The 21,161-nt window shown below is 70.2% G+C and carries 21 protein-coding genes and 2 pseudogenes; 8 read left to right on the top strand and 15 right to left on the bottom strand.

The genetic code is table 11. The features are described 5' to 3' along the window. The coding region (locus BLW84_RS44125; protein WP_177227042.1) for a transposase domain-containing protein at nucleotides 1-302 on the bottom strand (302 nt) is incomplete at its 3' end. Nucleotides 303-447: 145 nt separating this feature from the next. On the opposite strand from BLW84_RS44125, the gene BLW84_RS44120 reads away from it, so the two are divergent. The 5 genes from BLW84_RS44120 to BLW84_RS44100 all read left to right on the top strand — a co-directional run bounded on the left by BLW84_RS44120 (nucleotide 448) and on the right by BLW84_RS44100 (nucleotide 5,511). Then, on the top strand, nucleotides 448-1,713 hold the full coding sequence (locus tag BLW84_RS44120) for an MFS transporter (protein ID WP_093278476.1): 1,266 nt from the start codon (nucleotides 448-450) through the stop codon (nucleotides 1,711-1,713). Between the two features lie 6 nt (nucleotides 1,714-1,719). After that, a complete protein-coding gene (locus tag BLW84_RS44115; protein ID WP_093278474.1) occupies nucleotides 1,720-2,442 on the top strand; it encodes an SDR family NAD(P)-dependent oxidoreductase in 723 nt (240 codons plus the stop codon). An 83-nt stretch (nucleotides 2,443-2,525) separates the two neighbouring features. After that, the gene (locus tag BLW84_RS44110) at nucleotides 2,526-3,023 is read left to right on the top strand and encodes a 2,4'-dihydroxyacetophenone dioxygenase family protein (protein WP_093278473.1); all 498 of its coding nucleotides are present in this window, start codon (nucleotides 2,526-2,528) and stop codon (nucleotides 3,021-3,023) included. 90 nt (nucleotides 3,024-3,113) lie between these two features. Continuing rightward, the gene (locus BLW84_RS44105) at nucleotides 3,114-4,538 is read left to right on the top strand and encodes an Nramp family divalent metal transporter (RefSeq protein ID WP_093278471.1); all 1,425 of its coding nucleotides are present in this window, start codon (nucleotides 3,114-3,116) and stop codon (nucleotides 4,536-4,538) included. 34 nt (nucleotides 4,539-4,572) lie between these two features. After that, nucleotides 4,573-5,511, top strand: coding sequence for a LysR family transcriptional regulator (locus tag BLW84_RS44100; protein WP_177227041.1), 939 nt, complete (start codon nucleotides 4,573-4,575; stop codon nucleotides 5,509-5,511). Nucleotides 5,512-5,519: 8 nt separating this feature from the next. On the opposite strand, the gene BLW84_RS44095 is transcribed toward BLW84_RS44100, so the two are convergent. The 8 genes from BLW84_RS44095 to BLW84_RS44060 form a co-directional block, all read right to left on the bottom strand. Continuing rightward, nucleotides 5,520-5,888, bottom strand: coding sequence for an Imm1 family immunity protein (locus BLW84_RS44095; protein WP_177227040.1), 369 nt, complete (start codon nucleotides 5,886-5,888; stop codon nucleotides 5,520-5,522). A 23-nt stretch (nucleotides 5,889-5,911) separates the two neighbouring features. Continuing rightward, on the bottom strand, nucleotides 5,912-6,676 hold the full coding sequence (locus tag BLW84_RS47020) for a DddA-like double-stranded DNA deaminase toxin (RefSeq protein WP_143061345.1): 765 nt from the start codon (nucleotides 6,674-6,676) through the stop codon (nucleotides 5,912-5,914). A gap of 151 nt (nucleotides 6,677-6,827) precedes the next feature. Then, nucleotides 6,828-8,387 (bottom strand): hydantoinase B/oxoprolinase family protein, encoded by a 1,560-nt coding sequence (locus BLW84_RS44085; protein ID WP_093278461.1) that lies wholly within the window; start codon nucleotides 8,385-8,387, stop codon nucleotides 6,828-6,830. Next, a complete protein-coding gene (locus BLW84_RS44080; protein ID WP_093278459.1) occupies nucleotides 8,384-10,336 on the bottom strand; it encodes a hydantoinase/oxoprolinase family protein in 1,953 nt (650 codons plus the stop codon). Before BLW84_RS44080 ends, BLW84_RS44085 begins: the two co-directional genes overlap by 4 nt. A 94-nt stretch (nucleotides 10,337-10,430) precedes the next feature. Further along, entirely contained in the window at nucleotides 10,431-11,102 is a 672-nt protein-coding gene (locus tag BLW84_RS44075) for a GntR family transcriptional regulator (protein ID WP_093278457.1), read from the bottom strand. A gap of 51 nt (nucleotides 11,103-11,153) precedes the next feature. Beyond that, complete coding sequence (locus tag BLW84_RS44070; RefSeq protein ID WP_093278454.1) at nucleotides 11,154-12,140, bottom strand: ornithine cyclodeaminase family protein; 987 nt, start codon at nucleotides 12,138-12,140, stop codon at nucleotides 11,154-11,156. Between the two features lie 126 nt (nucleotides 12,141-12,266). Beyond that, nucleotides 12,267-13,289, bottom strand: coding sequence for an aliphatic amidase (locus tag BLW84_RS44065; RefSeq protein ID WP_093278451.1), 1,023 nt, complete (start codon nucleotides 13,287-13,289; stop codon nucleotides 12,267-12,269). Nucleotides 13,290-13,619: 330 nt separating this feature from the next. After that, on the bottom strand, nucleotides 13,620-14,696 hold the full coding sequence (locus tag BLW84_RS44060; protein ID WP_245761807.1) for a substrate-binding domain-containing protein: 1,077 nt from the start codon (nucleotides 14,694-14,696) through the stop codon (nucleotides 13,620-13,622). Between the two features lie 92 nt (nucleotides 14,697-14,788). Here BLW84_RS44060 and BLW84_RS44055 point away from each other — a divergent pair, with 92 nt between their 5' ends. Then, nucleotides 14,789-15,211, top strand: a complete 423-nt coding sequence (locus BLW84_RS44055) for a MarR family winged helix-turn-helix transcriptional regulator (protein WP_093278449.1) — start codon at nucleotides 14,789-14,791, stop codon at nucleotides 15,209-15,211. Between the two features lie 4 nt (nucleotides 15,212-15,215). Here the strand turns inward: BLW84_RS44055 and BLW84_RS44050 are convergent, their stop codons facing one another. The 4 genes from BLW84_RS44050 to BLW84_RS44035 form a co-directional block, all read right to left on the bottom strand. Beyond that, nucleotides 15,216-15,866, bottom strand: coding sequence for a formylglycine-generating enzyme family protein (locus tag BLW84_RS44050; protein ID WP_093278447.1), 651 nt, complete (start codon nucleotides 15,864-15,866; stop codon nucleotides 15,216-15,218). 25 nt (nucleotides 15,867-15,891) lie between these two features. Beyond that, nucleotides 15,892-16,338, bottom strand: a complete 447-nt coding sequence (locus BLW84_RS44045) for a helix-turn-helix domain-containing protein (protein ID WP_245761806.1) — start codon at nucleotides 16,336-16,338, stop codon at nucleotides 15,892-15,894. A 275-nt stretch (nucleotides 16,339-16,613) separates the two neighbouring features. Then, on the bottom strand, nucleotides 16,614-17,798 hold the full coding sequence (locus BLW84_RS44040) for a M20 metallopeptidase family protein (RefSeq protein ID WP_245761805.1): 1,185 nt from the start codon (nucleotides 17,796-17,798) through the stop codon (nucleotides 16,614-16,616). 114 nt (nucleotides 17,799-17,912) lie between these two features. After that, the gene (locus BLW84_RS44035) at nucleotides 17,913-18,104 is read right to left on the bottom strand and encodes a helix-hairpin-helix domain-containing protein (RefSeq protein ID WP_093278440.1); all 192 of its coding nucleotides are present in this window, start codon (nucleotides 18,102-18,104) and stop codon (nucleotides 17,913-17,915) included. A 122-nt stretch (nucleotides 18,105-18,226) separates the two neighbouring features. Here BLW84_RS44035 and BLW84_RS44030 point away from each other — a divergent pair, with 122 nt between their 5' ends. After that, nucleotides 18,227-19,723: a long-chain-fatty-acid--CoA ligase gene (locus tag BLW84_RS44030; protein ID WP_093278438.1), complete on the top strand. Its 1,497-nt coding sequence runs from the start codon at nucleotides 18,227-18,229 to the stop codon at nucleotides 19,721-19,723. 118 nt (nucleotides 19,724-19,841) lie between these two features. Here the strand turns inward: BLW84_RS44030 and BLW84_RS44025 are convergent. Together BLW84_RS44025 and BLW84_RS44020 are read right to left on the bottom strand one after the other, a co-directional pair. Continuing rightward, nucleotides 19,842-20,309, bottom strand: a pseudogene (locus BLW84_RS44025) ((2Fe-2S)-binding protein). Between the two features lie 15 nt (nucleotides 20,310-20,324). Further along, nucleotides 20,325-20,690 (bottom strand): annotated as a pseudogene (locus BLW84_RS44020) (xanthine dehydrogenase family protein molybdopterin-binding subunit); the annotation flags it as partial. Between BLW84_RS44020 and BLW84_RS44015 the strand changes: the two are divergent. Then, a partial coding sequence (locus BLW84_RS44015; protein ID WP_342743233.1) for a transposase occupies nucleotides 20,650-21,161 on the top strand: 512 nt, incomplete at its 3' end. The pseudogene BLW84_RS44020 and the gene BLW84_RS44015 overlap by 41 nt on opposite strands.

Raw genomic sequence — 21,161 nt, 5'->3', positions numbered from 1 at the left:
AACCGACGGCGAGCGGCTCCGATCGACCCGGTCGTGGGCACCCGATAACCCTGCCCGCCCCGCCCGAACACCGACATGAGGATCTTCATTGCCGACCGGTAGGACTCGTGCGGAAACAGGCACAAGGCAAGCGTGAAGTAGAACACCAGCCGGGCAGGCAGTGCGCGAGTCCGCTGTTCTCTACGCCAATACTGATCAATAACTCGATCGACCAATTCCACAGGGAACGTTCGGGTCAGCACACCGATGGCAGCCTGATCGGCCACGCTGACACCCGCGCCCGCCCCTACCTCAAGATCCACAAGCACGCAGGCTACCGGCCACGCGATGACCTAAACGACCGGCATTGGGTCTAGCCCCAGGAGCCGCCGGATGATCCCGGCGTTCCGGTCGTTCGCGCACATCGACCCAACTCCGACAAAGTCGTCGAGTCTCAGGGGAACCGAAATGAGTCCACCGCGGAGCATCCGCCGGATGCGCTTCGTGCTGCTCGTCATGCTGCTGCTCATCGGCATCGTCAACTACGTCGACCGCAGCACGCTCGCCATCGCCAACCACAGCGTCCAGGACGAGTTCGGCATCGGCCCCACCGAAATGGGCTTGCTGCTCTCGGTCTTCTCGTGGGCCTACGCCTTCGCCCAGCTGCCCGCCGGTGGCCTGCTCGACCGGTTCGGGCCGCGCAAAGTGCTCGGCGGCGGGCTGCTGCTGTGGTCGATCGCCCAGGCGTTCTGCGGGATCGCCGCCAACTTCAAGCAGATGCTGTTCGGCCGCCTGTTCCTCGGCTTGGGCGAGGCGCCCGCCTTCCCCGGCGGCGCCAAGGTGGTTTCCGACTGGTTCCCGCGCGAATCGCGGGGCGTGCCGATCGGGCTGTTCAACACGGCCTCCACGCTCGCCCCGGCGCTCGCCCCGCCGCTGCTGACCTGGCTGATGCTCAGCTACGGCTGGCGCGCCATGTTCATCGTCGCCGGGCTGGCCGGCGTCGTGCTCGCGCTGGTGTGGTTCGTCGTCTACCGGGACCGCAAGCAGCTCTCCGACGAGCCGCAGCCCGCCGCGGAGCCGGTGTCGGTGCGGGAGTGGCTCGGGCTGCTGCGGCATCGCACCACGTGGGGCATGATCCTCGGCTTCTCCGGGGTGATCTACTCGATCTACCTGTACCTGACCTGGCTGCCCGCCTACCTGGAGAGCGAGCGGGGCCTGAGCGTGGCCGACACCGGGATCGCGCTGATCGTGCCCTACCTCGCCGGCACGCTCGGCATGCTCGCCGGCGGTGGCGTCGGCGATCTCCTGGTGCGGCGCGGGGTTCCCACCATGCTCGCGCGGAAGGTGCCGATCTGCGGCGGGTTGCTGATCGGCGGCCTGTGCACCATCCCCGTCGCGCTCACCCCGAGCACCACGCTGGCGCTGGTGTCCATCTCCGCTTCCCAGTTCTTCATGAACTCCGCGAGCGCCGGTGCCTGGTCGCTGGCGACCACGGTGGGCAGCGAGCGCATCACCGCGTCGCTGGGCAGCCTGCAGAACTTCGGCGGCTACTTCGGCGGGGCGTTCGCGCCGCTGATCACCGGCATCATCGTGGACGAGACCGGTTCGTTCGTGCTCGCCCTGCTGGCCGCCAGCGGCATCGCGATCGCCGCCGCGCTCAGCTACGCGTTCCTGGTCCGGAAGCCCGTCGGGATCCCCGAATCCGCCATGGCAACGCAATCCGGAAGGGACTGATCGCCGTTGTCCACCCTGCGAGCCGACGCATTCGCCGGGAAGTCGGTGCTCGTCGTCGGCGGCACCAGCGGTATCGGCGCGGCGGTCGCCAACGCCTTCGCCCGCCACGACGCCGAGGTCCGCGTCACCGGAGTGGGCCCGCCATCTCCGGAACTGGACATGACCATCGACGCGTTCGACTCCGACGTGACGCGGCCGGACGGCATCACGACCATTGTGGACGATCTGACCCGGCTGGACGTGCTGGTGAACTGTGCGGGAATCATCCGCCGCGGCGCGGAATTGGAGCCGGAGGCGTTCGCGCGGGTCGTCGACGTCAACCTCACCGGCACCATGCGGGCCTGCGCGGCGGCCCGCGCGCTGCTCGCCCGCTCCGGCGGCTGCATCGTCAACACCGCTTCGATGCTCAGCTTCTTCGGCGGCGCGCAGGTGCCCGGCTACTCGGCCAGCAAGGGCGGCGTGGTGCAGCTGACCAAATCGCTGGCGGCAGGCTACGCGGCCGACCGCATCCGGGTCAACGCGGTGGCGCCGGGCTGGATCCGCACCGCGCTGACGGGAGAACTGCAATCCGATCCCGAAGCGGACGCGCGCATCCTCGCCCGGACCCCGCTGGGCCGCTGGGGAACCCCGCAGGACGTGGCGCGCGCGGTGCTCTTCCTCGCCTCGGAGGAGGCGGAGTTCATCACCGGGACGGTGCTCCCGGTCGACGGCGGCTACCTCGCCGTCTGAGGGCTTTCGTCGAACTCGTCTTGCACAGCGGTGCGGGTGGCGGAGCCTCAGGAAGAATCCGAAACCAGTTGGGAGTGTGCGAAATGCCGTCCGATTTCCAGGTGCTGCCATCGCCGGCGATCCCGCCCGAGGTGGCTATCGCGGCGGTGCCCGAGGACGACCGGGTGTGGGTGCCGCAGGCGCCGGACGTCTGGTTCCGGCCGCTGATGTTCAACACCGTGGTCGGCCAGTGGTGCAACCTGTTGTGGGTGACCAAGTCCGGCATCGTGTCCCGGCACCGCCACCCGGGCGCGGTGCACGGCTACGTGATCAAGGGCAAGTGGCACTACCACGAACACCCGTGGATGGCCGAGACCGGGCACTACGTGTACGAACCGCCCGGCGAGATCCACACCCTCGCGGTTCCGGGTGATTGCGACGAAATGGTCACGTTCTTCAACATCACCGGTGCGATGATCTACCTTGACGAGGCCGGTCACCAGGTGGGCTACGAAGACGTGTTCACCAAGATCGAGATGTGCCGCGCGCACTACGAGAAGGTCGGACTCGGCGGCGATTTCGTCGACCAGTTCGTGCGTTGACCGCCCGCCGGGCCGACCGGTGGCGGCGGCCCGGTGCCTCGGTGATCGGCAGCTGTGCTGAACCGGCGAGCCACGAACAAAGGTGTCCAGATGGCCGACGCGAGCATCTCCGATCCAGCCGGAGCCTTTCCCGACAAGCACATCCCGCGCCCCCAGGTCCGCGATCTCCCCGAGCCGCCCGGCAAGCAGTGGCGCCTCATCGGCCCGGGCATCGTCGCCGCCGGGGTCGGCCTGGCCAGCGGCGAGTTCATCCTCTTCCCGTACATCACCTCGCAGGTCGGCCTGACGTTCGTCTGGGCGGCCGTGCTGGGCCTGGTGACGCAGTACTTCCTTAACATGGAGATCGAGCGCTACACCCTGGCCACCGGGGAAACCGCGGTCACCGGCTTCAGCCGGTTGTGGAAGCACTGGGGCCTGGTGTTCGCCATCATGGCCTACTTCGCGAACCTCTGGCCGGCGTGGGCGACCAGCTCGGCAACCCTGGTCAGCTACGTCGTCGGCGGCAACGTCGCGGTGATCTCCGTGGTGATACTCGTGATCGTGGCGCTGATCCTGACCCTGGCGCCGGCGGTCTACACCGCACTGGAACGCGCGCAGATGCTCAAGGTCGCGGCGATCCTGCTGCTCATCGTGATCGGCTCGCTGTTCGTCATCGGCGCCAACACCTGGGCGGCGCTGCCCAGCGTGGTCACGCAGCCGCGATTCCCCGCCGCGGAACTGGGCTTCGCCGTGCTGATGGGCGCACTGGCCTTCGCGGGCGCGGGCGGCGGGCAGAACCTGGTGCAGAGCAACTGGATCCGGGACAAGGGGTTCGGGATGGGCCGCTACGTCCCGAAGATCGTCTCGCCGCTGACCGGCGAGTCGGAGGCGCGCGGCCAGGCCGGGTTCATCTTCCCGGCCACCGAGGAGAACCTGGCCCGCTGGCGGGTGTGGTGGCGGTTCGCCAACAAGGAGCAGCTGCTCACCTTCGTCGCCATCACCTTCCTGTCCATCATGTTCATGTCGTTGCTGGCCTACGCCACCGTCTTCGGCGGCGACGTGTCCAACGACGTGTCGTTCCTGCGCGCCGAGGGCGAGCAGATGATGGCCACGGCCGGCGGCTGGTTCGGCTACTTCTTCTGGATCGTGGGTGCCTTCTCGCTGTTCGCGGCCGCGCTGGGCATCGTCGACTACACCAGCAGGCTGGCCGCCGACGTGCTGAAGACGACGTACTTCCCGAACGCCTCTGAGAGCAAGATCTACGCCGGGCTGGTGTGGGGCCTGGTGCTGATCGGCGCGCTGGTCGTGGCGGCGGGCCTGGGCCAGCCGCTGCTGCTCGCCACCATCGCGGCCTGCGTCGGCGGGGTCATGATGTTCGTCTACTCAGGACTGCTGATCGCCATCAACCGCAAGATGCTGCCCGCCGCGATCCGCATCCGCGGCTACCGGCTGGCCGCGCTGATCTGGTCGATCCTGCTGTTCGGCGTGCTCGCGGTGCTGACCATGAACCAGCAGCTGGACAAGCTGTTCGGCTGATCCGCATGAACGCACGGAACGCGAGGTGGTGGCGGTGAAACCCGGCGAAGCCTACCGCTACCGCCTCGACTGGTTCGTCAGTTTCGTGTCCGTGGTGGAGCACGGCGGGTTCTCCGCCGCGGCGAAGGCGCTGTTCCGGTCGCAGTCCAGGATCAGCACGCACGTCTCGGAGCTGGAGCGGTCGTTGGGCGTGCAGCTCTTCGACCGCTCGCACCACCCCGTGACGCTGACCGCCGAGGGCCGCGCGCTGCTCCCGCACGCGCGGGGCATCCTGCAGCACCTTCGGGCCGCCAGCGAGGAGGCCGGGCGCGCCGCCCACCGGGTGCGCGGCCGCGTCCGGCTCGGCGCCTATCCCAGCGCGGCGGCGCACCTGTTCCCGTTCCTCTTCGAGCGCAGCGCGGCGCAATTCCCGGGCATTGAGCTGGAGCCGTGGGAAGGCGCGACGCTGGAGCTGGAGGCCGCGCTGCTCGCTGGCGACATCGACCTGGCGGTCCGGCCGGTGCTGCCGGTGGCGGCCGGCGACGCGCTGACCTCCCAGCCGCTGTGGCGGGAGCCGCTGGTGGCGGTGGTGGCCGCCGGCGAGGACCGGCCCGCCGGGCCGCTGCGACTGGCGGATCTGGCGACGAGGCCGCTGATCACGATCGGCGAGAACACCGACCGCGAGAACGGCCACTTCGAGTCGAGCCTGGCGTTCGAGCAGGCGGGCCTGGTGCCCGACGTCGTCTTCCGCACGAACCAGCCGCAGACCCTGATCGCCCTGGTGCGGCGGGGAATCGCGGTGGGCGTGACGAACGCGCTGGCGATGGTCATGGCGAACACCTCGGGAGTCCGCCTGATCCCGATCAGCGACGTGCCGCAGGGGCGGGAGGTGGCCCTGTGGTGGCGGAAGGACGGAACCCCGACGGAGGCCCGCGAAGCGATCCGGGCCCTGGTGGCGGAGGCCCCGCTCCCGGACTTCACCCACCTCGCCTGACCGTCGAGTTAGGGCTCCTCAATCCAGCCGATGCAAGTCGGGCGCTCGCGCGTTGCGAGGAACTCGCCGAGGGCGGCGAACACGAATGGTGCCGGGATTTCGCTACCCGGATCCATCTGGAAGTGGTGGCCGCCCCGCCAGTAGTCCGCCCACTCGGTGTTCGTGCCGCCGGCCGACCGAAGAGCCTCAACCCCGTGCTCCCACAGGACGAATCCGCGATCGGCGTTGAGGCCGACGGTGAGGCGTGGCGCCCGGACGTCGGCCGGGTTCAGCTGAAACGTCCAGGCTTGCCCCGGGCGTTCGGAGTTCGCCGCGTGCAAAGCGTCGATGATCGACATGGCCGACAGATCATCGACAGCTGCGCCGCCGTCCGCCACCAATTCGGATGCCGTAGAACTCATCAAGCTCGCCCCCGGTAGGTGTGGCGGAACGGTTCGTTGCTCTGCGTCGTACCGTATACGATCAGGGTGTAGCCGATCGGGAGGAACTCTTCCAGCACGCGGTGGCAGACGTCCAGCATTGCCCTTTGCTGCTCAACCCCGCAAGGTGTGTAGTTGATCGCCAGCTCAGCCTCGGTTTGCCGAGTGTCGATCATGATCGCAGCGAGCTTCATCTCAACATGCGAGTCGAGGAACTTCGACCGGATACCAATTTCTCTGAGGCGTCTGCTCACAGCCGGTGACCAGGTTTCATCCCGCCCTGACGGCATTGCCGGGAGTTCGCGTCCGCCGATTCGCGGCACGCCCACGGTGCGTTCACCAACGCCAGGGCTCACGCGCTTCGGAAGGTGCGTCGCCATGCTTGCTGCTTCGGGAGGGTAGTGGTCACCGCGGAGGTTCTTGACCCTGTTCGGTGGACCCCCAGCGGGGAATTCAGGCTTCGGGAGGGGCGATACCTCCGGGTGGACCCCAATGGATGCGAGGTATAGCTCGAGGATCTCGCGAATGCGGTCAAGGACTTGCAGTCCGCGATCGAGGTTTTCACGTGAGGTGCCCAGGTCGTCAACCGATTCGGAAAGCTCCGGTGCGTTGCTTTCTAGAGACAGGCGATGGAGCTGAGTAGCCGCTTCATCCACGCACTCACCGGCCAACGTCAAGTAGTCGTGGGGCAGTCGTTCGATTGCCGCCCGGACCCCGACGGCGATTTCCTCCACGTTCGTAGGCACGGTTGCACCATGTCACAATCCCCTGACAGAGAGTGTTCATCCGGGATGCGGAAGCCTCCGGCCGCTGGGGTCGGAGGCTCCGCCGGGCCGGGAAGTTCGAAAGCTCCACGTGCCAGCGCGGGGCGCCCGACCGGCACCTCCAGGGTAGCGCTCAGCCGCCTTCGCCGGGACCTCCCCAGCCGCCTCCACCTGGGGTTTCGATGCGGATCCGGTCTCCTCGGCGCAGCGGCCAGGTGCCCTTGGCCGGGAGCTCTTCCTCGGTGCCGTCCGCCCGGATCAGGACGTTGCGGCCCACCGCGCCGGGCTCGCCGCCCCGGGCTCCCCGCGGAGCGTGTTCGCGGCGTTCGGACTGGATCGTCAGGGTGCAGTCGGCGAGCGCTTCGATCTCCCGCACCAGGCCGTCGCCGCCCGGGTACCGTCCCGCGCCGCCGGAGGACGGCCGGAGCTCGTAGCGCCAGACCCGCAGCGGGTAGTCCAGTTCCATCGCTTCCGCCGGCGTGTTCTGGGTGTTGGTCATGCCCGTGTGCACGCCCGACATGCCCGGGCGGGTGGGCGTGCCGCCTTCGCCGCCGCCCAGCGTCTCGTAGTAGCTGAACGCCGGGTCGCCGCCGCCGATCAGCAGGTTGTTCATGGTGCCCTGGCTCCCCGCCGGCACGCGGTCGGGGATCGCCTGCGCGAACGCGCCGAGCAGCACGTCCACGATGCGCTGGCTGGTCTCCACGTTGCCCGCCGCGGTCGGGGCCGGGAACGTCGGGTTCACCACCGTGCCCTCCGGCGCTTCGACGCGCAGCGCCCGGTAGCAGCCGGCGTTGGGCGGGGCGTCGGGGTCGGTGAGCATCCGGAGCACGAACATCGACGCCGACAGCGTCACCGCGAACACCGCGTTGCAGTTCACCGGGATCTGCCGCGCCGTGCCGTCGAAATCCACCAGCACCTCGTCGCCGGAGACCGTCACCGCCGCCTTGATCGGGATCCCGTCGCCGATCTCCAGCACGTCCTCGCCGCGGTAGCAGCCGTCGGGGATGTCGCGGATCGCCGCGCGCACCCGGCGGTCCGAGTAGTCGCACACCGCCGCCATCGCCGCGCGCAGCCGCCGCGACCCCATCCGGTCGGCCAGTTCGCGCATCCGCACCGCGCCGACGTGGTTCGCCGCGAACTGGGCGTGCAGGTCGCCGCGGCGTTCCTCGGGGGTCCGCGAGTTCGCCGCGATCAGCCGGACCACGTCCTCGCGCTCGCCGGTCGCGTCGGCGATGCGGACCGGCGGGATGCGGACGCCTTCCATCGCGATCTCGGTCGCGGTCGCGGGCATCGAGCCCGGCGCGGCGCCGCCGACGTCCGCGTGGTGGGCGCGGTTGGCCACGTACCCCAGCAGCCGGTCGCCGTCGCCGACGGCGGCGACGATCGTCAGGTCCGGCAGGTGGGTGCCGCCGAGGTAGGGGTCGTTCACGCAGACCTGCTCGCCCGGTTCGAGCCTTCCGCAGGTCTCCAGCACGGCGCGGACGCTCGCCGGCATCGCGCCCAGGTGCACCGGGATGTGCTCGGCCTGCGCGACCATCTCGCCGTCGGGGTCGAACACCGCGGCCGAGCAGTCGGCGCGTTCCTTGATGTTGGGGGAGTAGGCGGCGCGGCGCAGCGCCACGCCCATCTCGTCGGCGATGCCGGCGAGGGCGTGGCGGAACACCTCCAGCTCGACTGCGGTCAGCTCGGTCATGTCAACCGCACCACCAGGTTCCCCGATTCGTCCACTGTGGCCACTTCGTCCTCGGCGAGCAGCGTCGTGGTGTCCGGCTGCTCGATCAGCGCCGGCCCTGCGACCTCGTCGCCCGTCCGCAGCGCGGCACGGGACACGATCCGCGCGCGCACCGACCGGTCGCCGATGCCGATCTCGCGATCCGGTTTGCGCTCCGGTTCGCCCTGGTCCCAGTCCCGCGGCGAATCCGCGAGGATCGGCTCGCCGCGGGCGATGACCCGCAGCGTGACGACCTCGACCCGCTCGTCGCGCATCGCGTACCCGTACGACTCGCGGTGCGCGTCGTGCAGCAGCTCGGCGAGATCGGCTTGCTCGGTGACGTCGATCCGCAGCTCGTGGGACTGCCCCGCATAGCGCATATCGGCCACTTTGGACAGTGATATGCCCGCTGTGACACCTTGCTTTTCGAGCTCCCGATGCGCCTCGGTGCCCAGTTCATCCCACGCCTGTGACAGGTCTTCGCCGGCGTCCACCAGCACCGTTCGCGACGCCTCGAAGCGCGGCGGAGCCAGCAGCAGACCGAGCGCGCTGAGCACGCCGGGTGCGGGCGGCACCACGACGGCGGGGCAGCCGAGTTCCCGTGCCAGCGCGGTCGCGTGCAGCGGGCCCGCGCCGCCGTAGGCGACGAGGGCGAGCCCGGCCGGATCGATGCCGCGCTCGGTGCTGACCTTGCGCAGCGCCCGCGCCATCGTCGCGCGCACGACGGCCAGCACTCCGGAGGCCGGTTCCGGCAGCGTTTCCAGCGCTCGGCGTGCGGCGTCGGCGTCCAGCCGGAGGCCGCCGCCGAGCTCGCGCGCGGGGTCGAGGTGGCCCAACGCGCAGTGCGCGTCCGTCACCGTGGGTTCCTCGCCGCCGAGGCGGTAGCAGGCCGGGCCCGGGTCGGCGCCGGCCGACTGCGGGCCGACCCGCAGCGCGCCGCCGGTGTCCACCCACGCGATCGACCCGCCGCCGGCCCCGACGGTGTGGATGCCGACCGCCGGGGTCCGGAACGGCAGCCCGGCGATCTCTGACGACGTCGACACCTCCGGGCGGCCCTCGCGGATCAGGCACACGTCGGTGGACGTGCCGCCCATATCGAAGGCGATCGCGTCCTCGAACCCGGCCGAGCGCGCGACCGCCCCGGCGGCCACCACGCCCGCGGCCGGGCCGGACAGCAGCGTGTGCACCGGCGCCGCCGCGGCGAAGTCCACGCCCGCCGTGCCGCCGCTGGAGGTCATCACGGTGATCGTCGGGCCGGGCAGCCGGGCGGTCAGGTTGGACAGGTAGCGGCGCATCACCGGCTCGACGGCGGCGTTGAGCACGCAGGTCGACGCGCGCTCGAACTCGCGGAATTCGGGCAGCAGCGAGCTGGAGCGGGTGATCGGCACGCCGAGGTCGGCCAGCGCCGCGCACAGCCGTCGCTCGTGGTCGTCGCAGGCGTAGGAGAACAGCAGGCACACGGCGATCGACTCGGGTTCGAGGCGGCGGACCGCGGCCACCACCCGGTCGATCTCGGCGTCGGTGAGCTCGACGACCGCCTCGCCCCGCGGGCTCATCCGCTCGGCGACGGTGACCGACCGCTCGTGCGGTACCAGCGGTTCCGGCTTGGTCGCGGACAGGTCGTAGAGGGCGGGCCGATTCTGCCTTGCGATCTGCAGGACGTCGGTGAAGCCGTCGGTGGTGACGAAGGCGGTGCGGGCGATCTTGCGCTCCAGCACGGCGTTGGTGGCGGTGGTGCTGCCGTGCGGCAGGAGCCGGAGCGCCCCGCCGGGCAGGCCTTCGGCGATGCCGCGCTGCACTCCTTCGGCCTGGTCGGCCGGGGTGGTGGGCACCTTGACGGCGCGGGGGCGGTGGCCGGGTGAGCGCACGACAACGTCGGTGAACGTGCCACCGACGTCCACCCCGGCACACGCCTCGGCCCCTCCGGACATCACAGCCACCGCGCTCAATCATTGCGCAGCACACCAGGAACACCAGCGGAAACAGTCAGCAGCGGGGCTGCTGGTGCCGATGTGGCAAAAGTGTCTACTGTGGATTTGTCAGCTGGTCGAAGGTGGGCTGTCGGCTCGCCGCGACGTGTTCGAGGGCGATCCGGGCCGCTTCGTCGGCGTTGCCCGCGGCGATCGCTTCGAACAGATCGGTGTGCTCCCGGCAGAGCATCTCCGGGTCGGTCGCGCTGGTGAGCCGGAACAACCAGCGGACCTTGCTGTTCAGCGGCGCCATCATCGAGTGCAGCAGCTCGTTGTCGGCGAGGTCGATGATCGTCGCGTGGAACGCGGCGTTGGCGCGGGCGATGCCGTCCTTGTCCGCGGCGGCCGTGGTCGCCCGCGCCTCGTCGAGGTGCGCCCGCAGCCGCTGCAGGCCCTCCCGGTCGGCGCGCTGCGCCGCGAGCCGGGCGGCCAGCGATTCCAGGCTCTCCCGGATCTCGAACAGGTCCTCGACGTCCTTCGCCGTCATCGAGGCGACCACCACGCCGCGCCGCGGCAGCGCGCGCACCAGCCCTTCCGATTCCAGCTGCAGGAACGCCTCGCGCAGCGGGATCCGCGAAACCTCCAGCTGCTGCGCGAGATCGCGCTCCACCAGCCGGAAGTCCGGCGGGTAGGCCCCGGAGATGATCCGCTCCCGCAGCTCGTCGGCGATCGAGTCGCGCAGCGAGCGGTGCGCCGACCCGACGGAAGGTCGCGCTTCCAGCGACACCTGGCACCTCCTGGCCCGCGGTCCGGCTCCCGCGCGACCATCGTATTCCGCCTACTCGGGCAGCGAGATCTCGATCCCGATGCCCTTGTCGCGCGCCCGGTCGACGAGGATCCGGGCGGTCGCGATGTCCTGGATCGGCACGCCCACCGAGTTGAACAGGGTGATCTGCGCGTCGTCGCGGCGGCCGGGCTTCGCGCCGGTGAGGACCTCGCCGAGCTCGTCGCGGACATGGTCGACCGTGATGGCGCCTTCCTCCAGCGCGATCGACACGGCGCCCGATTCGGCGAGCGCGGTGTCCAGCGAGTCCACCACGACGCGGGCGCGCGCGATGCCCTCGGAGTCGATCTCCCGGTGGTCCCGGCGCGGCGGCGCCCCGACGGCGTTGACGTGCAGGCCCTCGCCGAACCAGCGACCGGAGACCACGGGCGTCGCCGCCGGGGTGAGGGTGCAGAGGACGTCCGAGCCGCGGACGACCTGCTCGGGGCTGCCGGCGAGCTCGATGTTCAGTCCGCTGTCGGCCACGGCATCCCGGAAGGCCCGGGCACTGGCCTCGGTGCGGCTCCACACCAGCACCCGGTCGATCGGCCGGACCTGCGCGATCGCCGCGAGGTGGCTGCGCGCCTGCGCGCCCGCCCCGATCAGGCCGAGCACGTGCGCGTCGGGGCGGGCCAGGCAGCGGGTCGCGACGGCGGAGGCGGCGGCGGTCCGGTACTGGGTGATCGCGCCGCCGTCGAGGAACGCCTCGCAGACCCCGTTCTCCGGGTTGACCAGGACGATCGTCGACTGCTGGCGGGGCAGCTCGCGGGCGGGGTTCGCGGGCACGTCGGCGAGCAGCTTGACGCCACCGGCCTGGCCGTCGGCGAGCGCCGCCGTCATCGGGATCAGGTGCGCGTCGGTGCCGGGAGTGCGCGCGGCATGCCGTTCGGGCTGGTCGGCGCGGCCGAGGGTGAGGTCCTCGTGCGCCTTCTGCACCGCATCGATCACCTCGTCCATCGAGATCAACGAGCGAACGTCGGACCGGGTCAGGATGCGCACCATCGGGACCTCTCCGTTGAAGAAGGAGCGTTGGTCTATGGTATACCATATTGCCGTATTGGTGATCGTGAGTGCTTTGGAGCGCCATGACGCTCCAAAGCACTCACGAGTCCGTTCGCGGGCCCGCCGTCAGTCGGTCGGCAGCGAGCCGACCTGGCAGTCCTTGACGCCGACGGCGTCGCGGGTGAACGTCTCGACGTTCTTCTGCGCCCGCTCCGGGTCGGTGACCCACATCCGGTAGAAGTCGAACGGGCAATCCGCCACGCCCTTGTCACCGTCGCCGGCGGCGTGTACCCCGGTGTAGCCGCGGTGCAGCAGCTTGAAGAGGTGGTTCTGGGACTGGTCGTGGCGGCGCGCGTCGCGGATCGCCGACACCGACAGCTGCGCGTACTGGATGCCGTACTCCTCCTCGCCGGTCTCGCCGAGGGTGCGGCCGTCGAAGCCGATGATCGCGGAGTGCCCGAAGTAGGAGTAGACGCCGTCGAAGCCGGCGGCGTTGGCGACCGCGACGTAGCAGTTGTTCGCCCACGCCATCGCCTTGGACATCAGCACCTGCTGGTCCTTGGCCGGGTACATGTAGCCCTGGCAGCGGACCACCAGCTCGGCGCCCTTCATCGCGCAGTCCCGCCAGATCTCCGGGTAGTTGCCGTCGTCGCAGATGATCAGGGAGATCTTCATGCCCTTGGGGCCGTCGACGACGTGCGTCGTGTCGCCCGGGTACCAGCCCTCGATCGGGCACCAGGGCAGGATCTTGCGGTACCGCTGCACGATCTCGCCGCGATCGTTGATCAGCACGAGGGTGTTGTACGGCGGCTTGTTCGGGTGGTCCTCGTGGCGCTCGCCGGTGATGGAGAAGACGCCCCAGGTCTCGGCCCGGCGGCAGGCTTCGGCGAAGATCTCGGTCTCCTCGCCGGGGACCGTGGACGCGGTCGCGAACATCTCGTCGGGGTCGTACATGATGCCCTGCGTCGAGTACTCCGGGAACACCACCAGGTCCATCCCCGGCAGGCCGGTCTTCATGCCGACGACCATGTCGGCGATCTTCCGCGCGTTGGCGATCACTTCCGCCTTGGTGTGCAGGCGCGGCATCTTGTAGTTGACCACCGCGACGCCGACGGTGTCCGGGCTGGCGGCGATGTCCCCGTGTCGCATCGGTTGCCTCCTCGGGTGAGGTGATGATTCCCATTGAAACAGTTCCATGTGAAAATAAAACGGCGTGCGAGGCGAGTCAAGAGATGGGCGGCCCCGCCGCGAACGTCGTTCGGAGATCAAGGAATTCGAGCGGCCTCTGCGCCAGTGCCGAGCAGCTGGAGTGAACGGCCTGTTGGTCTCGTCTATCGAGGTGAACGGTCCGTTCGCACGCGGAATCAGTGTCATGGGGTGAGGTGAACGGCCTGTTCGTATCGATAGGCGAGGTGAACGGTCCGTTCGCACGTTGCCGCCGCGGATGCGCCGCCGTGCGAACGAGATCCGGGTTCGCGGTCAGAGGCGGGTGATGACGTCGAAGTCGTAGCCGTCGGCCACCGCCAGGTGGACGTGCTGGGCCGCCTGGTGGCCGCGGAACTCGACCGTGCCCCGCGGGCCCCGGTAGGCGGTTCCGTCGATGGCGGCGTTGAACTCCGCCAGGCGGGCCGAGCCCGCTCGCCGCGCCAGCTTCGCCAACGTGCGCAGGCCCTCGTAGCAGGATTCGGCGGCGTTGTTCAGCGGCGGCGCCGCCGCGCCGTGCAGGCGGGTGTATGCGCCGAGCAGGTCCATCGCGTCCGCTGTGGCCAGCGACCGGAAGTATCCCGCGGAGACGAACAGGTTCCGGGTCGCGTCCAGGCCGCTGGCGAGCAGCATGCTCTCCTCCATCAGCGGGCTGAAGCGCACCAGGCGTTCGTGCAGGCCCTGCGCGGCGAAGGCGCGGTTGAACCGCACGGCGTCCTGGCCGACGAGCAGCATCAGCACGCCGTCGCAGGAGGATTCGGCCAGCTGCCTGGTCACCTGCCGCATGTCGCCGGTGCCCAGGCCGACGAAGGTCTCGCCGACGATCTGCAGGTCCAGTTCGCGCGCGAAGGCGTGGACCGCGGTCGTCGAGCCGCGCGGCCAGACGTAGTCGTCGCCGACCACGAACCAGCGGCGCAATCCGGCGTTGTCGCGCAACCACCGCAGCGCCGGGGCGATCTGGAAGCGCGGCGTCTCGCCGGAGCAGAAGATGCCGGCGCGCCGCTCGCCGCCTTCGTAGAGCGAGGTGTAGACGTAGGGCACGCGGCCGGCCACGACGGGCGCGATCGCGTGCCGCACCGAGGAGATGTGCCAGCCGGTGACCGCGTCGATCTCCCCGGCCGCGACCAGCCTGCCGACCTCCGCGGCGACCTCGCGCGGCGGCGCGCCGCCGTCCACGACCTGCACGGCCACCTCGCGGCCGAGGATCCCGCCGGCGTCGTTGAGCTCCTGCACCGCGAGTTCGGTGATCGCCTCGCAGGACGGGCCGAACAGGCCGGCCGGGCCGCGCAGCGGGATCACCATGCCCACGCGCCACCTCGCGACGCGCTCGCGCACCGCTGGGCCGAATGCCATTTGCGGCTCCGAAAATGGCGAGAGTCTCGATCGCTTCCACGTGGAAGTCTTACGATTCTCGCGGGGGAGCGCAAGAGTGAGGATCGGGGAGCATGGCAGCAGGTGACGTCGCGGCGAGTCCGCCGCTGACCAGGACGCTGGCCCGGGCCGCGCGCGCGGTCACCGCGAGCGTCGAGCAGGTCGTCCGGCCGGAGGGGCTGACCTTCGACCAGTGGCTGGTGGTGGAAACCCTGGCGGCGGAGGGAAGTCTGGCGATGGCCGAGCTCGGTGAGCGCACCATGATCACCGGGCCGACCCTGACCAGGCTGGTGGACCGGCTGGTCACGACGGCCCTGGTGTACCGGGAGGTGGATCCGGCGGACCGCCGCAAGGTCATGGTGCACCTGAGCCGCCGGGGCGAGGCGCTGCACCGGGCGGTGGCGCCGAAGGTCGCCGAGGTCGAACAACACCTCCTGGGCGGTCTCAAGCGCGCCGGGGCGGTGCTGGAAGCCCTGGAGGGCATGGCGGAGCGCTGACGCGTCAGCGCGAGCGGGCGAGCCGGAACCCGAGGTCGTCGGTGCGCAAGGTCGGGTGGCTCTTGCGTCGGCACGACGCGCGGCATCCCCGGGGCGGGTCGTACCAGCCGCCGCCGCGGAACACCCGGTACGGGCCGTAGACCGCGGGATCGTAGACGTCCCAGCACCATTCCCACACGTTGCCGATCATGTCGTGGAAGCCCCACGCGTTCGGCTCCCTGGTCGCGACCTCGTGCACCTCGCCGCCGGAGTTCCCGCGGTACCAGGCGATCTCGTCCAACTCTCCATAGTGGACACCGGAGGTCCCGGCCCGGCATGCGTGCTCCCACTCGGCCTCGGTCGGGAGCCGGAAACCGTCGGCGGACCAGTCGCAGGTCACCTCCCGCGCGTCGGGGTCGTCGCCGATCGAGTAGCAGGGGTGGTGCCCCGCAGCCTCCGAGAGCAGGTTGCAGAACCGGACGGCGTCCTGCCAGCGGACCTCGGTGACCGGCGTCCGCGGCCCCGCCGGGCTCGCCGGCGCGTCGCCGGTGACGGCGCGGTACAGCTCGCGGGTCACCGGGTGCGCGGCCAGCAGGAAGTCGCCGACTTCGACCGGCCAGTTCGTCTTCGTGCCCTCGTCCCGCAGGACGATTTCCCCGCCAGGGACGGCGATCATGCGCGGCTCCGCCCCTGTTGGTGATTCAGGCATCGCCGGGCTCCTCGGCGAGCAGCCCGTTGTCGCCTTCCAGTACGGCGTCGAGCAGGTGCAGCACCTCGGCGGTCGCGGCGGCGCCGCCGAGGATCACGATCTTCAGGCGGCTCCGCTCCTCGTCGTGGACGGTCTGGATGCGCAGCGGGTGCGGGGTGCCGTTCGCCTCGGCTTGCACGAGCGTGCCGATGCGATCGGCCGAGGCGCGGTCGACGCCGTCGATCTGCACGATGCTCGACACCTCCACCGCCCCGGCGGGCCGGGCGGATGGGGACTGCGGGCGGCCGGTCAGCACCTCCAGGTCGGCGCGGGCGATCCGGTACTGCTTCCCGATCCGCACCGCCTTGAGCCGTCCCGAACGGATGTAGCCGCGCACGGTGCGCACGTGCAGTCCGAGCCGATCGGCCACCTGCTCCACCGAGTACATTTCTTCACTCATCGCTCCCTAACGTAGTTCAGATAGGGAGTGATAGGGAAGTTTTTAGGGATATGACGCGTGCCATGAACAGATAGGCGTTCGCTCGTGCCTTGACGTGGCGATGCCGCTTGGTGGCCGTGCGGGGTGGCGGTTTCGCGCGAAACCGCCACCCGCAGGCGTGGCGAACGCCGGTTTCGCGCGAAACCGCCGCACAACGGGCCGCCGCGGCAGCACCTCCGCGCCGGTGCTGATGATGGTCCGCCACTTCCGGGGCGTTGTGCGGTCGGCTTCGGTGATCACGGCCGGTTCTGGGCCAGGCGGCGGATCGCGAGTTCGGCGTAGAGCGCGGCGCCGTCGGCGAGCACGCTGTCGTCGAAGACGGCGAACGGGGAGTGGTTGTCCGGCGCGGTGGCCGGATCGCGGTCCGGCGGGCACGCGCCCAGGAAGATGAACGCGCCCGGAACCTGTTCCAGCACGCGGGAGAAGTCCTCGCCGCCGGTGACCGGGCGCTCCAGCCAGGAGAACCGGTCGCCGTGGGCGTCCGCCGCTACCTGCGCGGCGAACTCCGCCTCGGCGTCGTCGTTGATCGTGGCGCGCACGTACTCGGTGAGGTCCACGTCGACCTCGACGCCGTGGGCCGCCGCGATGCCGTTGCACACGGCGGCGATGCCTTCCCAGACCGCGTCCCGAGAAGGGGTGGAGAACCAGCGCAGCGAGCCGTCGAAGACCGCCTCGCCGGGGATCACGTTGCCCGCGTCGCCGGAGTGGAAGCTGCCCACCGTCAGCACCACGGTCTCGAACGGATCGACGGTGCGCGCGACCAGTGCCTGCAGCGCGCCGACCATCTCGCAGGCCGGGGCGATCGGATCCCTGGCGCGGTGCGGGGTGGAACCGTGGCCGCCCGCGCCGCGCACCGTCACCCGGAGCAGGTCGCCGCCCGCCATGAGCGGGCCGCGCCGGGTGGTGACGGTCCCGAGGTCGTGGCGCGCGGACTGGACGTGCATGCCGTACGCGGCAACGGGATGCGCTCCGGACGCCTTCAGCACGCCTTCGGCGATCATCTTCCCGGCGCCGTCGCAGCCCTCCTCGCCGGGCTGGAACATCAGCACCACGTCGCCGGCCAGCTCCGCGCGCCGCTCGGCCAGCAGTCGCGCGGCGCCGACCAGCATCGCGGTGTGCAGGTCGTGCCCGCAGGCGTGCATCCGGCCGTCGATCCGGGAGGCGTAGTCCACGCCGGTCTGCTCGGTCACGGGCAGGGCGTCCATGTCGGCCCGCAGCAGCACCGTCGGGCCCGGGCGCGCGCCGCGCAGCACCGCGGTGATGGAGCTGAGCCCGCTACCGGTGGTGATCTCCAGCGGCAGTCCGTCCAGCGCGGCCAGCACTTTTTCCTGGGTGCGCGGCAGATCCAGCCCGACCTCGGGTTCGGCGTGCAGCTGGCGCCGCAACCGCACCAACTCGTCCTGCAGCTCGCGTGTCGACAACGGCAGTCTCCTCATCTCGTGATCACGTCACGGCCAGGATGACCGCCTGTCGCTCGGGGGACACCAGAATGTCGGGAAACCGCTGCGGAAGCGCGGTTGCGTGCAGGAAAACGATCAGGACAGCGACAGACCGAGCTCTTCGAGCGCTTCCTGCAGCCGGGACAGCGCCTTCGGTCCCATGCCGTGGAGCTTCTGCAGCTCGGCGGCCGCGACGCCGTCGAGCTGCAGAAGCTCGGTGTAGCCGGCCGCGTTCAGTGCCCGCGTCGCGGGCGCGCCCACGCCGCGGGGAAAACCGGAGTCCGCCATGCCCGGGATCGTAGCGCCACCTGACCGGCATCTTGTGTCCCAGATCACCCTTACGTAGGCTGCGACCATACCGACTGGTCGGTACCAACCTGTCCTGGCGTCCCCGAACCGACGGAGTGGGCATGGGATTCAACCTGGCGACGATGCTGCGGGAATCTGCGACCGAGCGGCCCGAGCGGCCGCTGCTGCACTTCGGCGAGCGGTCCATCGCATACCGGGAGGTCGACGAGCTCAGCGGGCGCGTCGCGGCCGGGCTGCAGGCGGCCGGGCTGCGCCGCGGCGACAAGGTCGTCGTGCACCTGCCGAACGTGCCCGAGTTCCTGTTCGCCTACCTCGGCATCCTCAAGGCCGGTCTCGTGATGGTGCCGCTGAACCCGATGCTGCGGGCGTCGGAGATCGCCTACCACCTCGCAGACAGCGAAGCCGCGCTGCTGATCACCTACGAGTCCTTCGTGGACGAGGCCGTCAAGGCCGCGGCCGAGGTGCCGGTCTACGTCGTCGGCTCGGCCGCTCCCAGCGGAACGAAGCCCTTCGAGGAGCTGTGCGCGGCCGAGAACACCGGCGAGATCACCGCCGTGGAGGCCGACGACACGGCGGTCGTGCTCTACACCAGCGGCACGACCGGTCAGCCGAAAGGCGCCGAGCTGACGCACTTCGAGCTGTTCATGGCCTGCACCGTCGGCGGCGAGCGGTTCGGCGTCGCCGAGGACGACGTGAGCGTCGTGGTGCTGCCGCTGTTCCACGTGTTCGGGCTGGTCACGGTGCTCGGCCCGGTGATCCGGTTCGGCGGTTCGGCGGTGCTCATCCCCAAGTTCGACGCCGGAGCCGTCCTGGACGCGATCGAGCGGCACCGCTGCACGATCTTCTCCGGCGTGCCGACGATGTACTTCGCGCTGCTCGGCGAGGATCTCGCCGGCCGGGACCTCGCGTCGCTGCGGGCCGGGATCTCCGGCGGTGCGGCGATGCCGGAGGAAGTGCTGCGGGAGTTCGAGCGGAAAGTGCCGGGCATCGTGGTGCTGGAGGGCTACGGCCTGTCCGAGACCGCCGCCGTCGCGACGTTCAACTGCAGCGCGGCGGAGCGCAAGATCGGCTCGATCGGTCGGCCGCTGTGGGGCGTCGAGGTGAAGATCTTCGACGAGGACGACCGCGAACTGCCGCCCGGCCCCGAGCACATCGGCGAGGTGGTGATCCGCGGCCACAACGTCATGAAGGGCTACTACAAGCGCCCGGAGGCGACCGAGGCGGCGTTCCGCAGCGGCTGGTTCCACACCGGCGACCTCGGCTACCGCGACGAGGACGGCTTCTTCTTCGTCGTGGACCGCAAGAAGGACCTGATCATCCGCGGCGGCTACAACGTCTACCCGCGCGAGGTCGAAGAGGTGCTCTACGCCCACCCGGCGATCCGCGAGGCGGCCGTGATCGGCAAGCCCGACGCACGCATGGGAGAGGAGATCGTCGCGGTGGTCGCGTTCCAGCCCGGCAGCAGCCCGGACGCCGACGAGCTGATCGCCTTCAGCCGCGAGCGCCTGGCCGGGTACAAGTGCCCGCGCGAAGTCCGGGTCCTGGACGAACTCCCCAAGGGCCCGAGCGGCAAGATCCTCAAGAAGTCCCTGCGATAACACCGGCGTTCGCGAGGCGGCGTTTTCGCGCGAAATCGCCGCCTCGCAGGCGTGGGGAACGCCGTTTTCGCGCGAAAACGCCATCAGTACCCGAACGGTGGACGCGCCGGATCGGGAGTCACATCTTCGCGGCGCCGGCCTTGATCGCCTCGCGGATGCGGAAGTACGTGCCGCAGCGGCAGATGTTGCGGATCCCGTCGATGTCCGCGTCGGTGATCTCGCGGCCCTCCTCGGCGGCCCGGCGGACGAGCGCCACGGCGGCCATGATCTGGTCCGGCTGGCAGTAGCCGCACTGCGCGACGTCGCGCTCCAGCCACGCCTCCTGCATCGGGTGCAGGCTCTCGCCGGCGAGGCCTTCGATCGTCGTGATCTCGTCGGTGGGCCCGACGTCCTTGACCTGCACGGATCACGGGTTGAACGCCTTGCCGTTGAGGTGGCTGGTGCACGCCTTGCAGACGTTGATCCCGCAGCCGTACTTCGGCCCGGTCACGCCGAGGACGTCGCGCAGCACCCACAGCAGTCGCACGTCGTCGGCGACGTTCACGGTGACCTGCTCGCCGTTGAGTCGAAAGGTGTGCTCTGGCACGGGATCTCCTTGGCGTCAGCGCGCGTGGTCGAGGCCGTCGGTGGGCGACTGCGGGATCGGCGGCGCGGTCGGCTTCGGCTCGAAGCCGAGGGTGCCGTGGTTGATCGGGAAGCTGGTGGGCATCTTCCCGGTGGCGCGCCCGTAGGCGCAGGCGACCGCGGCCATCGACGCGGCGACGCCGAGCTCTCCGGCGCCGCCGGGCTCGCCGGTCGTCGGCGGCATCACGATCACCTCCAGCTCCAGCGGGGTGTTCCACTGCCTGGTGTAGAAGTAGTTGTCCCAGCTGGCTTCGAGGAAGTGCCCGTCCCGCAGGTGCAGGCTGGAGGTGAGCGCCAGGGCGATGCCGTCCATGATGCCGCCCATCATCTGCGCTTCGAGCCCGAAACGGCTGGCCGCGTTCTGCGCCAAGCAGGGCTACTCCGGCAAGAAGCCCGCCGCCGTCCTGCTGGCCCGGCTGCGCTCGGCGCCGGCCGGCACGACCGATCCCGACCTGTCCGAGGGTGCGCGCGTGGCAGTGCTGGCCCAGGTTGGCGTGATCACCGCGCTCAACACCGCGATCAAGGACCTCGACCGCGCCATCGCCGAGAAGATCGACGCCCACCCCGACGGGGAGATCTTCCGGTCCTTCCCCCGTGCAGGCACCGTCAACGCCGCCCAGATCCTGGCCGAATGGGGCGACGCCCGCGAGGCGTTCGGCCACCCCGACGCCATCGCCGCGCTGGCCGGGATCACCCCGGTCACCAAGGCATCCGGCAAACAACGCGGCGTGTCGTTCCGCTGGGCCTGCAACAAACGCCTGCGCCAGGCGATCACGACCTTCGCCGACAACAGCCGCCACGCCAGCCCCTGGGC

Origin of the sequence: Saccharopolyspora shandongensis (assembly GCF_900106995.1) — a bacterium.
GTDB lineage: Bacteria > Actinomycetota > Actinomycetes > Mycobacteriales > Pseudonocardiaceae > Saccharopolyspora > Saccharopolyspora shandongensis.
Note: the sequence above shows the minus strand (reverse complement) of the source record. Positions and strands in the feature narration are given on the sequence as shown.

Excerpts from the sequence above, each read along its gene's own strand:
- BLW84_RS44070 (WP_093278454.1), bottom strand. The coding sequence starts at position 12,140 with ATGGTGCGCATCCTGACCCGGTCCGACGTTCGCTCGTTGATCTCGATG.
- BLW84_RS44055 (WP_093278449.1), top strand. The coding sequence starts at position 14,789 with ATGGCAGCAGGTGACGTCGCGGCGAGTCCGCCGCTGACCAGGACGCTG.
- BLW84_RS44050 (WP_093278447.1), bottom strand. The coding sequence starts at position 15,866 with ATGATCGCCGTCCCTGGCGGGGAAATCGTCCTGCGGGACGAGGGCACG.
- BLW84_RS44065 (WP_093278451.1), bottom strand. The coding sequence starts at position 13,289 with ATGCGACACGGGGACATCGCCGCCAGCCCGGACACCGTCGGCGTCGCG.
- BLW84_RS44045 (WP_245761806.1), bottom strand. The coding sequence starts at position 16,338 with ATGAGTGAAGAAATGTACTCGGTGGAGCAGGTGGCCGATCGGCTCGGA.
- BLW84_RS44110 (WP_093278473.1), top strand. The coding sequence starts at position 2,526 with ATGCCGTCCGATTTCCAGGTGCTGCCATCGCCGGCGATCCCGCCCGAG.
- BLW84_RS44080 (WP_093278459.1), bottom strand. The coding sequence starts at position 10,336 with ATGTCCGGAGGGGCCGAGGCGTGTGCCGGGGTGGACGTCGGTGGCACG.
- BLW84_RS44120 (WP_093278476.1), top strand. The coding sequence starts at position 448 with ATGAGTCCACCGCGGAGCATCCGCCGGATGCGCTTCGTGCTGCTCGTC.
- BLW84_RS44030 (WP_093278438.1), top strand. The coding sequence starts at position 18,227 with ATGGGATTCAACCTGGCGACGATGCTGCGGGAATCTGCGACCGAGCGG.
- BLW84_RS44105 (WP_093278471.1), top strand. The coding sequence starts at position 3,114 with ATGGCCGACGCGAGCATCTCCGATCCAGCCGGAGCCTTTCCCGACAAG.
- BLW84_RS44060 (WP_245761807.1), bottom strand. The coding sequence starts at position 14,696 with ATGGCATTCGGCCCAGCGGTGCGCGAGCGCGTCGCGAGGTGGCGCGTG.
- BLW84_RS44085 (WP_093278461.1), bottom strand. The coding sequence starts at position 8,387 with ATGACCGAGCTGACCGCAGTCGAGCTGGAGGTGTTCCGCCACGCCCTC.
- BLW84_RS44035 (WP_093278440.1), bottom strand. The coding sequence starts at position 18,104 with ATGGCGGACTCCGGTTTTCCCCGCGGCGTGGGCGCGCCCGCGACGCGG.